Source organism: Billgrantia sp. Q4P2 (assembly GCF_052806135.1).
On sequence record NZ_JBRBAI010000001.1, the window covers coordinates 352,879 to 365,928 of the forward strand.

At 62.7% G+C, this 13,050-nt stretch carries 10 protein-coding genes; 7 read left to right on the plus strand and 3 right to left on the minus strand.

Annotated features, from left to right (window positions below):
- A complete protein-coding gene (locus tag ACUY1T_RS01680) occupies nucleotides 1-1,404 on the minus strand; it encodes a c-type cytochrome (RefSeq protein WP_446019979.1) in 1,404 nt (467 codons plus the stop codon).
- A gap of 61 nt (nucleotides 1,405-1,465) precedes the next feature.
- The gene (locus ACUY1T_RS01685; RefSeq protein ID WP_446019980.1) at nucleotides 1,466-2,002 is read right to left on the minus strand and encodes a DUF1269 domain-containing protein; all 537 of its coding nucleotides are present in this window, start codon (nucleotides 2,000-2,002) and stop codon (nucleotides 1,466-1,468) included.
- A 442-nt stretch (nucleotides 2,003-2,444) separates the two neighbouring features.
- Between ACUY1T_RS01685 and hutC the strand changes: the two genes are divergently transcribed.
- From hutC to ACUY1T_RS01700, 3 genes are all read left to right on the plus strand, one after another.
- On the plus strand, nucleotides 2,445-3,155 hold the full coding sequence (hutC, locus tag ACUY1T_RS01690; protein WP_446019981.1) for a histidine utilization repressor: 711 nt from the start codon (nucleotides 2,445-2,447) through the stop codon (nucleotides 3,153-3,155).
- Nucleotides 3,156-3,461: 306 nt separating this feature from the next.
- Nucleotides 3,462-5,519, plus strand: a complete 2,058-nt coding sequence (locus ACUY1T_RS01695; protein WP_446019982.1) for a putative bifunctional diguanylate cyclase/phosphodiesterase — start codon at nucleotides 3,462-3,464, stop codon at nucleotides 5,517-5,519.
- Nucleotides 5,520-5,540: 21 nt separating this feature from the next.
- Nucleotides 5,541-6,788, plus strand: a complete 1,248-nt coding sequence (locus ACUY1T_RS01700) for an ABC transporter substrate-binding protein (protein WP_446019983.1) — start codon at nucleotides 5,541-5,543, stop codon at nucleotides 6,786-6,788.
- A gap of 85 nt (nucleotides 6,789-6,873) precedes the next feature.
- Here ACUY1T_RS01700 and ACUY1T_RS01705 read toward each other — a convergent pair whose 3' ends face one another.
- The gene (locus ACUY1T_RS01705) at nucleotides 6,874-7,086 is read right to left on the minus strand and encodes a hypothetical protein (RefSeq protein ID WP_446019984.1); all 213 of its coding nucleotides are present in this window, start codon (nucleotides 7,084-7,086) and stop codon (nucleotides 6,874-6,876) included.
- Nucleotides 7,087-7,506: 420 nt separating this feature from the next.
- On the opposite strand from ACUY1T_RS01705, the gene hutI reads away from it, so the two are divergent.
- The 4 genes from hutI (at nucleotide 7,507) to hutH (ending at nucleotide 13,013) form a co-directional block, all read left to right on the plus strand.
- Nucleotides 7,507-8,739 carry an imidazolonepropionase gene (hutI, locus tag ACUY1T_RS01710; protein ID WP_446019985.1) on the plus strand — a complete coding sequence of 411 codons (1,233 nt, stop codon included), beginning with the start codon at nucleotides 7,507-7,509 and terminating at the stop codon, nucleotides 8,737-8,739.
- A complete protein-coding gene (gene hutG / locus ACUY1T_RS01715; RefSeq protein WP_446019986.1) occupies nucleotides 8,720-9,697 on the plus strand; it encodes a formimidoylglutamase in 978 nt (325 codons plus the stop codon). Before hutI ends, hutG begins: the two co-directional genes overlap by 20 nt.
- A gap of 68 nt (nucleotides 9,698-9,765) precedes the next feature.
- Entirely contained in the window at nucleotides 9,766-11,466 is a 1,701-nt protein-coding gene (gene hutU, locus ACUY1T_RS01720; protein WP_446019987.1) for a urocanate hydratase, read from the plus strand.
- Complete coding sequence (gene hutH, locus ACUY1T_RS01725; RefSeq protein ID WP_446020218.1) at nucleotides 11,466-13,013, plus strand: histidine ammonia-lyase; 1,548 nt, start codon at nucleotides 11,466-11,468, stop codon at nucleotides 13,011-13,013. Before hutU ends, hutH begins: the two co-directional genes overlap by 1 nt.
- Nucleotides 13,014-13,050: the final 37 nt, after the last annotated feature.

Here is a 13,050-nt window from a genome sequence, read left to right on the forward strand (position 1 = left end):
TCACTCCTCCACGCCACCTGGGTTTACCGCCGCCATTTCCACCCCGGGCTGCGGCAGGGTCATGATATAGGCCACCACGTCGCTGACCGCCCGGTCGTCGACGAGCACCTGGGCCATCTCGATCATCTGGTTGCCGTAGGGGTCCTCGCGGTGTCGCCCGCGCACCCCCTGGCGGAAATTCTGCAGCTGCCGCTCCAGGTACCAATCCGGCATACCCGCCAGGCGTGGCCCATTGGTGGCGCGTATGCCCTGCCCCTGCTGACCATGGCAATTAGCGCAGGTGCGGTAGCGCCGCGCACCTCGCTCGGGATCGCCGCCGGCCAGGCTGGCCTGAACGGGTTGCTCGGGCAGGGTCCCGATATGAGCCGCCACGTCGGCTATCGCCTGGCGGTCGGGCAGCATGGTGGCGAATGGCCGCATCTGCTGGCCATGGGTGTCGTCCTCATGGCTGCCGCGGGCGCCGGAACGGAACAGCCCGAGCTGGCGTTCGAGATACCAGGGATCCAACCCCGCGAGCTTCGGTGCATTGAGAGCCTGATTCCCCTGCCCCTCCGTGCCATGACAAGCGGCACAGCTGGCATAGTGCTCCTCTCCCACCTCAGGGTCGCCTGGTGCCAGTTGGGCGAATTCGGCATAGGTGGGCTGTTCCATCAGCCAAGCGTCGAAGACTTCCTGCTCGACGACCTCGATGCGCCCGCGCATGGCGAAATGGGCGATACCGCACAGCTGGGCACAGACGATCTCGTACTCGCCAAGCGCAGTGGGCGTGAACCAGAAGTAGGAAGTCTGCCCCGGCACCATATCCATCTTGGCGCGGAAGTTGGCGACCTTGACGTTATGCAACACGTCCTTGGAACGCAGAACCATCTTGACCGGGCGGTCGACCGGCAGCACCAAATGCGGCGCCGAGATCAGGATGTCGTCCTGGCCGGCAGGATCATCGACCATGCCGAAAGGGTTATGCTCGTCGATGAAGCGATTGTGGACCGACCCGAAACGGCCGTCCTCACCGGGAAATCGGAAACTCCAGTGCCACTGCTGCCCCACCACCTCGACCTCGTGGGCATCTTCCGGGGGCGAAACGAAAGAGGCCCAGACGAGCAAACCGGGAGCCAGCAAGCCGGCAATCCCCAGCGTGGTCAGGCCAGTCAGCCATAGTTCGAGCGACTTGTTCTCGGGATCATACTGGGAGCGCCGCCGCCTGTTGAATCGGTAGCGGATGATCACATGAGCCAGGAACAGGTTGACGGCCAGGAAAACCGCCCCGGTCACCCAAAGCGTGATCTGAATCGTGTCGTCGATGGTACCCCAGTTGGAGGCCAGCGGAGTGAGATACCAGGGGCTGAAGAAGAAGAACAGCACCGACCCCACCGCCAGCAGGATGACAGCGACCGCAATTGCCATGGGCTATCTCCTTCCCATAAGCAAAGAGTTGAAACGACGATGATGACGGCAACGCGTTACCCTAGACACCGGTCCCACAATGATGTCGGCGCTCTTCCGGCGTGACCTTGTCGATGATGACCTCGGGGTGATGTCGATGAATCGCCGAGTAGATCATCGACTCACGCTCGTTGGGGACGTCCACCATCATCAGATAAGCCCCGTGCTCGATCTCCTCCTCGTACTTGTCGACTTTCACATCGTGTACCGACACGCCGACCATGGTGCTGGTCCAGACACCAAACAGGCCACCAAAGATGCCCATTCCGAGGATCACGGCGGCAATGCCGGCATTGGTAAAGCCTTCGCCCAGCACGTAGTAGACCACCACCCCGAGCGCACACCCGAGGGGAAAGCCGAACAGCAGGCCGCGTACCGCGGCATGTCCCACATCCGAGGTCTGCAGCAGGGTAGCGCTGTTGACGCCACGCTCCTTGAGTTTCAGCCAGTCACGGCCGGTGACATGAACTTCCTTGCTGGTCAGACCCAGATCGCTCAGTTCATGGGCGATATTGACGGTAGTATCCAGGTCAGGGGTGAGAAAATAGAGGCGCTGCATGGCATGCCCTCCTCAATTGCAGGGGAGACGCAACGCGACAGGGATGCACATTCACTGTGCGACATACTTCCTTAATTATTATTCCCTAAAACATCACGGCGTCTTTAGTTGACCCGATCCGTTGGGTATTTCCTTTATCAAGGTTGTCTATATTTCCTTTCTGGGCAAGTTCCTTTTAGCCTGATTGGCGACGCTTGGCGCCCGGGCGAACATGCCACGCAACCGGTAGCCGATCTTCAGGATTGAAGCCGGTAATAATGAAACCGCTGACCGAGCGCTACGCACGGCGAACTCCTGGCGACGACGCTGCGCGACGCACGGGAGGAGACGTCTCACCTCGAAGCGGCCCAAGAGGCACGAGACAACGGGTGCCTTGCGGCCGGCATCCGGCTAGACTGGCTGTATAGACAATTCGCCTTTTGCCAGAAGGAATCAGCACAGCATGGGTAGCACGCTTCCCCTCTACCTGCAGATTCAGCAGCACCTGCTGGAGAAGATCAACGGCGGTGATTGGCCGGCGCACCACCAGATTCCCCCTGAAGAGCAGTTGGCGCGGGACTTCGGCGTTAGCCGCATGACTGCCAACAAGGCGATCCGCGACCTCGTGCAACAGGGCTACCTGACGCGACAGCCGGGCCTCGGCACCTTCGTTACCGACCGCAAGGCGGAATCGTCGCTGGTCGACGTACATAACATCGCCGAAGAGGTGCGCGGGCGCGGCCACCTCTACAGCAACGACGTGCTGCTGGCCGAATCCATCGCCGCCGACGACGAAGTCGCGCTGCGTCTCGGCGTTCGCCTCAGGACCCAGGTCTACCATACCCGTATCGTGCATCGCGAGAATGGCATACCGATCCAGCTCGAAGAGCGCTTCGTCAACCCGCGTTGGGTGCCTGGCTACCTGGAAACCGACTTCCGCCATCACACTCCCAACGAGGTACTCGTAGCAGCCTGCCCGATCAGTGACATCGAGCATGTGGTCGAGGCAGTGCTAGTGGATGAAACTACCGCACGCCACCTGGACACCGACACGACCCGCCCCTGCCTGAGCATGATACGCCGCACCTGGTCCGGCGAGCACTTGATCAGCTATGCCCGGCTGATCCACCCCGGCGAGCGCTACAAACTGCGCTCCTCCTTGCATCGAAGCTGACGGCTGGCGTTGAAAGCACCGTTGCCATCTTGGTTTTTTGAGCCTACCGTCGCTTCGAGGTCACAAGATATACTGTCATCCAACGCCCGCAGGCTCCGACTGACAAGTTATAGTTAGGAGCCATGGCCGCCAAGCCCGATATTAAGTAAAATGAGAAAAAAGCGGACGATTCAACTCTGAAATGTCAAGCAGCCTGCCATGGGACTCTTCCCCCCTGGCAGATTCGCCAGAGACTGATCCTTGACTTTCAAAGTTGACCAGGGAGAAACAGCATGATCGAAAAGCCACTACTCAGAATAGCCCAGCATGGCTGACACTACGTCTCTCCCACCAAGGCCAGGCTCTTCGATCGAAATCTATATTCGCTCTATTGGCCGTTATTATATCGGCATAGCCATCGTCATGACCTTGCTCATAGGAGCCACGTATCTGACGGTAAAGCTAGCCCTCGACCGTCATGCGGTACAGCAGGAAATCAGCTTCCTGACCAGCCAAAAATTCATTCGATTTCAACAACTCACCCAGCAGACACGGGCAGTCATGGGCGCGTCAGCCGACCCTACGTTGCCAGAACAGATCGTCCTACCCATGCTTGAGGACATACAGACCGCCATTACCGATATCCGAGCCATCATGGCGCGCCTCAAGGACATGCACAGGCGACTCGACAGCAATCTACTCGAGCAGATCAGTCGACACAGCCCTGCGACCGAAGCACTCCACGTCAGCCTCGACCAACGGCTAGAAGACTTTCTTTCCCGTGCTGAAAGGATAGTCAACACCACTCATGAAGATCGGCAGCGGCGCTATATCTACTGGGGACCGATCGATTTTGCCGCTTCGGCCGATGGCCTCCTCATGCGCCAGTTCAACGACATCATTCAGCACGCCAATGGCCGCAGTGAAGTCAGCATCGGCAATGCCACTTCGATCAGTACGGCCCTTCTGCTCACCCTCGCCATACTTTTCATTCTGGCAAGCATGCTGCTGTTCTATCCACTACTAATGAAACTGCGCAGCGAGCATCACCGCAAGATGGAGTTCGAGAACAAACTTACCCATCTTGCCCAAACGGATCCGCTCACCAGGCTCAAGAATCGCTCTTATTTCAACTCGGCACTCAATTGTCTTCTTTATCGCTATAAAAAAGACGGCATTGGCTTTTCCCTGCTACTGATCGATCTCGACAATTTCAAGGCCATCAACGATAGCTTCGGCCACCCAGCCGGTGATGCCACGCTTCGCCACGTTGCCCGCGCTTTCCAGAGCGTTTTCCAAGCCAACGACATCATAGCCCGTATCGGCGGCGACGAGTTTGCCATTCTGTTGCCCGACATCGATGATGAAGCACGCCTCAACGATATAGCCAATCGCTCCATCAAGGCATTGGAGGCGGATTTTCCTTTCGAAAGTAACACTATTCGAACCTCGGCAAGCGTAGGTGGCGCAATCGTCCCCATTCACGCAACCGACGAACCCGGCCTCGTGCGGGTCGCGGACCTGGCGCTCTACGCCGCCAAGGCGGGCAGCCAGAATGCCTTCATCTTCGATGAAGAGACGCTTACTTCACGGCTCGAACAGAATGAACTGGCTGCGGCACTGGCCAACGCGGCCGATCGCGATGAGTTCATCGTGTACTATCAGCCGAAAGTTGACCTCGCAACAGGTAACCACCTCGGATTCGAAGCGCTCGTTCGCTGGCACCATCCCACACTGGGCCTGCTTGCACCGGGCGCCTTCCTGCCCTTGATGAAGAGTCCACGCCTGATCGCCGATATGAGCCGCGCCGTCATCCGGAGCGCATGCCGCGACCTCAGGGCATGGAAGAAGGCGGGGTATGCCCCCGGACCGGTTGCCATCAACTTGCCGGAGCCACTCCTCATCAACGAGAACGGATTCGAAATGCTCGCTGCGGCTATCCGCGAGTATGACCTCGACTGGCAGGACCTGGCCATCGAAGTGACGGAGGACGTTTTTCTCAACCGTCATGCCGAACAGATGCGCGCATCGATGAGGCGCTTCCGTGAACACGGCATCTCCATAGCGCTCGACGATTTCGGCACGGGCTTTGCCTCGCTACTGCACCTGCGGGATTTTCCCTTCGATGAGTTGAAAATAGATCGCGGTTTCGTCGCCGATATCGGCCGGGAGAGCCGCTCTGAGCAGATCATCAATGCGATCATCGATCTTTCCCGAAACCTGGGAAAGCGCTGCGTCGTGGAAGGTATCGAGACGGAAGCACAGCGCCAATTCCTTGTCGCAGCTGGCTGCACGATCGGCCAGGGCTATTTGTTCGACAAACCGATGCCGAATAGCGAAGTCGAGGCGAGGTGGTTCAAGCACCCTATTGCAGAAGCCAGGTGATTGGCAGTGAAAGGAAAAACGATGAAACCGCTGTTGAGAGGTCTTTGTCTGGCAGCCGCCATGACTGCGGCAAGCGCCAATGCGGCCACCTCCACCCCGGACTACACGATCGATGTCGTGCACTACTGGATATCGGAGAGTGAATCTTCTTCGCTCGACGTTTTTCGGAATGCCTGGACGAGTACCGGCAATCACTGGACCGACCTACCCGTGGACAACGAGGCCGCTCTGAAGAGGATCGTCAGCGAGCGGATCGCCAATGGCTACCCACCCGCGGTGACACAGTGGAATCTCGACGCCCGGGCCAGCGAATTACCCGCTTTCGGGGTCGTTCAGGACCTCGAAGCAGTCGCTCAGCAGGATCGTTGGCATGACATGCTGCCCCTCTTCGTGATCGATCTCATCAGTCATCAGGACAGGGTGTATTTCGCACCGTCGGGCATTCACCTGGAAAACTGGCTCTGGACCAGCCAGAAGATCTTCGATGAACTCGGTCTCAGCCAGCCCGAAACCTGGGAGGAAACCTTTGCAGCCGCCGAACGAATCGAGGCGGCAGGTTACCCGGCCATCGCCCTGGGCTCGGCTCCTTGGGAAGTCGTCTTGATCTTCCACAACATCATGTATGCCACGCTAGGCGCCGAGGGCTATGCAAGAGTCTTCAGTGGCGATACGGAAGCCGTACTCGACTCGCGAATGCTGGAGGCGCTCGATCTATTGCGTCGAGTATCGCACTTCGTCGAACCACTGGAGGCCCGCACGGGAAGAACCTGGGCGGACGCTACCAGAATGGTAGGGCGTGGCGAGGCTGGCATGCAGATCATGGGCGACTGGGCCAAGGGGGAACTCATGTCCCTCGGCTATAAGGCGGATCAGGACTTCGGCTGCGGTTTCACCCCCGGCACTGCGATCGCCTATTTCATGGCCATCGATGGCTTTGCCTTCCCCTTGAGCACTCGTCATGGCACGACTCAGGCGCAACACGCCTTTGCGCGCATGGTGCTCGACCCAGACAACCAAGTCGCATTCAGTCGCCGGAAAGGTTCGCTGCCGGTCAGGACCGACATCGATCCGCGCGGGCTGGATCGCTGCGGTCAGTTGGGCCTGCAGCGAATCCGGGACGAATCACACCACAACGGCGTGCACTCGAGAGCGATGCCCTCTCATGTGATGGCTGCCTGGATCGACGTACTCGCCGAATTCTTCGATGACGACACCATCTCCAGCCAGACCGCTCAGCAACGCTTGAGTCAGATCATCAGCGAGGGCTGAATCATTTCGATGAACAGGCCCATTATCCCTCTCTGGGGCGCAGCGTGCCCGACGCCTTTGAAGCCAACCAAGATGACTCCATCGCCTATCCGCCACTCAGTGCCTGCGCCAGGTACCCTGCCGGCACGGCCAGCATCAGGCTGAGCGCCACGCGCAGGAACCACACCGCCACGATGCGCCCCACCGACAGCGGGATACTGGTGGCGACAATGCAGGGAATCGAGGCGGAAAAGAACAGCACCGCCGAAACCGATACCACGCCAGCGGCAAAGCGGGCGACGAACTCGGCCTCTGCCATCAACAGCGCCGGAGTAGCTGCCGACGAACGACGCGACGGCATCAATAGCCGAGCGCCCCGGCGTACGCCAGATCGGCCGCATGATCGGCTGCAGCAGTACCCCGAGTGATTGTCTGCGTCTCCGATGGCCCTCCATCGAAGCCATGTTTGGGGTCTTATTGTATATACATTATGTCGCTTCCGCTCGCCACCCCCCTCTCCCCAAAGGGGCTAATACCTTGGTCTAACCACCTTCCCGAAGCAGGGCGGCCATTCATCCACGAGTGGTATAAAACACCAGAAATAACAGTGAGATGAAATACAATGTACAAGAGTCGATACGGCTCCGTTACCGAATCTTCCCGTGATTGACTTGACGCAGGCATGGAGATTGATTAAATGTATATACATTAACGCCACCAACAACATAGGGAGACCTCAATGCCAGCACAGCCTCAGCCGCGCCGACTGTGGCGTGACGTCACCCTCTTCGACGGGCACGACACCCTGCCCGAGCCGATGGCGGTAGTGGTGGCAGGAGCGACAATCGAGCGCGTCATACCCATGCGCGAGCTCGACCGCGCCGAAGCGGAAGCCTGCGAGGCTCTGGGTCAGGGCGGTGTCATGACACCGGGTCTGGTGGACTGCCATACCCATCTGGTATTCGGCGGTTCGCGGGCCGAGGAGTTCGAGAAGCGGTTGGAAGGCGTGAGCTACGAGGAGATCGCTCGCCAGGGCGGCGGCATTCTCAGCACCGTTCGCGCCACCCGGACCGCCAGCGAAGACGATCTCTTCAGGCTGGCTCGGCCACGCCTCGAGGCGTTGATGCGCGAGGGTGTCACCACCGTGGAGATCAAGTCCGGCTACGGACTGACCGTGGCCGACGAGCTGAAGATGTTGCGTGTGGCACGAGGCCTGGGTGCGGCGCTGCCGGTGCGGGTGGTGACAACGCTGCTCGGCGCCCATGCCCTGCCCCCGGAGTTCAAGGACGACAGCGACGCCTACATCGACCTGGTATGCCGTGAGATGATCCCGGCCGCCGTCGAGCAGGGCCTGGCCGATGCGGTGGATGTCTTCTGCGAGAAGATCGCCTTTTCGGTGGCCCAGTGCGAGCGCGTCTTCGCGGCGGCCGAGGCTCATGGCCTGCCCGTCAAGGCCCACGCCGAGCAGCTCTCGAACCTGGGCGGCAGCGCCATGGCGGCGCGCCATGGGGCGCTCTCGGTCGACCATATCGAGCACCTGGACGAGGCCGGGGTGGCCGCTCTCCGCGAAGCCGGCAGTATCGCCGTGCTGCTGCCTGGCGCCTTTCACACGCTGCGCGATACCCAGTTGCCACCCATCGCCGCGCTGCGCGAGGTCGGCGTGCCGATGGCAGTGGCCACCGATGCCAACCCCGGCAGCTCGCCGCTGTTCATGCCGACGCTGATGCTCAACCTCGCCTGCACCCTGTTCCGCCTGACACCGCGTGAGGCTCTGGCGGGCATGACCGCTCACGGCGCACGTGCACTGGGCCTGCACGATCGCTCGCTTGGTCGCATCGTGGAAGGCGCCCCGGCGGACCTGTGCCTGTGGGACGTCGAGACGCCGGCCGAGCTGGCCTACGCCGTTCAACCCGGCCGCCTGCGTCAGCGCATTTTCAAAGGAGAGCTGAGCCATGGCCAAATCCAGCACTGATCTGCACCTGGCCGACCCCGCCATCGATATGTCGCCGTGGGCCGGGCGCGAGGATTCGGAGCCTGACAGCCTGCGCTGGCACCAGCTCGTCACTCCGCTCAAGCGCGACGCCAACCCGGGAGTCGTCCTGCTCGGCTTTGCCAGCGATGCCGGCGTGGCGCGCAATCAAGGGCGCGTCGGTGCCGCCGAAGGGCCGCGGGCGCTGCGCCGGGCGCTGGCGCCGCTGGCCTGGCATCGGCTGGCTCCCGTCTTCGATGCCGGCGACGTGAGCTGCCACGCCAACGCCGATCTTGAAGCGGCACAACAGCGCCTGGCCGAACGAACCGCCGCCCTGCTGGCGGAATCTCACCTGCCGCTGATTCTCGGCGGCGGTCATGAAGTCGCCTTCGGCAGCTGGTCGGGCCTGGCCCGCCACCTCGAGGCTCAAGGCGAGGCCCGACCCCGGGTCGGTATCGTCAACCTCGACGCCCACCTCGACCTGCGCGATCCCAGCCAAGTGCGCTCCTCGGGCACACCCTTCGCCCAGATCGCCGCCGAGTGCGGCCGTCGTGGCTGGCCGTTCCGCTACGCCTGCCTGGGAGTCAGCCGGGCCAGCAACACCCGCGCCCTGTTCGCCCGCGCGCGGGAACTGAACGTGCTGGTCCGTGAGGACCATGAGATCGATGCCCCGCGTCTCGACGCCATCGTGCGCGACCTACAGCGCTTCATGGCGCGCTGCGACCACCTCTACCTGACCGTCGACCTCGACGTGCTGCCGGCGGCCGAGGCCCCCGGCGTCAGCGCTCCTGCTGCACGCGGCGTACCGCTGGCCATGATCGAGACGCTGATCGAGACCGTACGCGACAGTGGCAAGCTGCGCCTGGCCGACATCGCCGAACTCAACCCCAGCTTCGATATCGATGGTCGCACCGCCCGGGCGGCAGCGCGCCTGATTCACCAGCTCACTCTGGACAGCTGAACGCCCCCCCCCCCGAACGCCATCACCGCTACGGCAAAGCCACAACGCAACAAAGAGAGAACATACCGATGAACAGCCGTCCTCCCTTCGCCGACACACGCCACGACCCGACCCGCCGGATCGCCGCCCCTACCGGGACCGAACTCAGCTGCAAGAGCTGGCTCACCGAAGCCCCCATGCGCATGCTGATGAACAACCTCCACCCGGACGTGGCCGAGCGTCCCGAGGACCTGGTGGTCTACGGCGGCATCGGTCGCGCCGCTCGCGATTGGCAGTGCTTCGATGCCATCGTCGAGACGCTGAAGCGCCTGGAGGACACCCAGACCCTGCTGATCCAGTCGGGCAAGCCGGTGGGGGTGTTCGAGACCCACAGGGACGCGCCGCGGGTGCTGCTCGCCAACTCCAACCTGGTGCCGGCCTGGGCCACCTGGGAGCACTTCAACGAGCTGGATAGGAAAGGCCTGATGATGTACGGCCAGATGACCGCCGGCTCCTGGATCTACATCGGCTCCCAGGGCATCGTCCAGGGCACCTATGAAACCTTCGTCGAGGCCGGGCGCCAGCACTACGCCGGCGACCTGAAGGGCCGCTGGATCCTCACCGCCGGCCTCGGTGGCATGGGCGGCGCCCAGCCGCTCGCGGCAAGCCTGGCCGGCGCCTGTTCGCTCAATATCGAGTGTCAGCAGTCGCGCCTCGACTTCCGCCTGCGCACCCGCTACCTGGACGAGCAGGCCAGCGATCTGGACGATGCCCTGGCCCGTATCGAGCGCTACACCGCCGAGGGCAAGGCGGTCTCCATCGGGTTGTGCGCCAATGCCGCCGAGGTGCTGCCAGAAATGGTGAAACGCGGCGTGAAGCCGGACATGGTGACCGACCAGACCAGCGCCCACGACCCACTGCACGGCTACCTGCCGTCGGGCTGGAGCTGGGACGAGTACGTGGCCCGGGGCAAGACCGAACCCGAGACGGTGACCAAGGCCGCCAAGCAGTCCATGGCGGTGCATGTTCAGGCCATGCTCGACTTCCAGGCCATGGGCGTACCGACCTTCGACTACGGCAACAATATCCGCCAGATGGCCCAGGAAGAGGGCGTGGAGAACGCCTTCGACTTCCCCGGTTTCGTGCCGGCCTATATCCGCCCGCTGTTCTGCCAGGGCATCGGCCCGTTCCGCTGGGTGGCGCTCTCCGGCGACCCGGAGGACATCTACAAGACCGATCAGAAGGTCAAGGAGCTGATCCCCGACGACCCGCACCTGCACAACTGGCTCGACATGGCCCGGGAGCGGATTTCGTTCCAGGGGCTGCCGGCACGGATCTGCTGGGTGGGCCTCAAGGATCGCGCCCGCCTCGGCCAGGCCTTCAACGAAATGGTCAAGAGCGGTGAGCTCAAGGCGCCGATCGTCATCGGCCGCGACCACCTCGACTCCGGCTCGGTGGCCAGCCCCAACCGTGAGACCGAGGCGATGAGGGACGGCAGCGACGCCGTTTCCGACTGGCCGCTGCTCAACGCCCTGCTCAACACCGCGGGGGGTGCCACCTGGGTCTCCCTGCACCACGGCGGCGGCGTGGGCATGGGTTACTCCCAGCATGCCGGGGTGGTGATCGTCGCCGACGGCACGGACGACGCTCACGCCCGCCTGGGCCGGGTGCTGCGCAACGACCCGGGCACCGGGGTGATGCGCCACGCCGATGCCGGCTACGATATCGCCAAGCAGTGTGCCCGGGACAATGGGTTGGATTTGCCGATGCTCGACAAGGAAAGCGAATGATGGAAGAAATGACGATCCACCCCGGCAAGATGACCCTGGCCCAGGCACGCCAGGTCTTCGAGGCGCCGCTGCACGTGACGCTGCCGGAAAGTGCCGACGCCGCCATCGACCGCGCCGTCGACTGCGTCAATCGCGTGGTGGCCGAGGACCGCACGGTCTACGGCATCAACACCGGCTTCGGCCTGTTGGCCCAGACCCGCATCGATCACGACCACCTGGAGGACCTGCAGCGCTCGCTGGTGCTGTCGCATGCCACGGGCGTTGGCCAGCCCATGGAAGATGCCCTGGTGCGCCTGGTCATGGTGCTCAAGGTCAACAGCCTGGCGCGCGGTTTCTCCGGCATTCGTCGCGAGGTGCTCGACGCCCTGCTCGCCCTGGTCAACGCCGAGGTCTATCCGCACATTCCGCTCAAGGGCTCCGTCGGTGCCTCCGGCGATCTCGCTCCCTTGGCCCATATGAGCGTGGTGCTGCTCGGCGAGGGCAAGGCCCGCCACCGCGGCGAGTGGGTATCCGCTCGCGAAGCGCTCGAGATCGCCGGGCTCCAGCCGCTCAGCCTCGCGCCCAAGGAAGGCCTGGCGCTGCTCAACGGCACCCAGGTCTCCACCGCCTACGCCCTCAAGGGCCTGTTCGAGGCCGAGGACCTCTACGCCGCCGCCACGGTGTGCGGCGCATTGACCGTGGAGGCCACGCTCAGCTCGCGCGCGCCCTTCGATGCCCGCATCCACGATGCCCGCGGCCAGCGCGGCCAGATCGACGCCGCCGCGGCCTATCGCCACCTGCTGGGCGAGCGTAGCGAGATCAGCGACTCCCACGCCCACTGCGACAAGGTACAGGACCCCTATTCACTGCGCTGTCAGCCCCAGGTGATGGGTGCGGTGCTGACCCAGCTCCGCCAGGCCGCCGAGGTGCTGGCGGTGGAAGTCAATGCGGTATCGGACAATCCGCTGGTATTCAGCAACGAGGGCGACATCCTCTCGGGTGGCAACTTCCACGCCGAACCGGTCGCCATGGCCGCCGACAACCTGGCCCTGGCGCTGGCCGAGATCGGCTCGCTCACCGAGCGCCGCATCTCGCTGATGATGGATACCCACATGTCGCAGCTGCCGCCCTTCCTGGTGGACAACGGTGGCGTCAATTCCGGCTTCATGATCGCCCAGGTCACCGCCGCCGCGCTGGCCAGCGAGAACAAGGCCCTGGCCCACCCCCACAGCGTCGACAGCCTGCCCACCTCGGCCAACCAGGAGGATCACGTCTCGATGGCGCCGGCCGCCGGCAAGCGGCTGTGGGAAATGGCCGACAACGTGCGCGGCATCGTCGCTATCGAATGGCTGGCGGCCTGCCAGGGCCTCGATTTTCGACTCGACTCGAACAGGCAGCGCCTGAAGAGCACGCCGCGCCTGGAGCAGGCACGCCAGGCCCTGCGCGACAAGGTCGACTACTACGACCGCGACCGCTTCTTCAGCCCGGACATCGAGCACGCAACCCACCTGCTCGCTTCGCGAATCCTCAATGGGCTGGTACCGGTGGAGCTGCTGCCAAGTCACTGACCCGCCAGCGAAGCTGAGGTAAGATACCCTGCCCCGA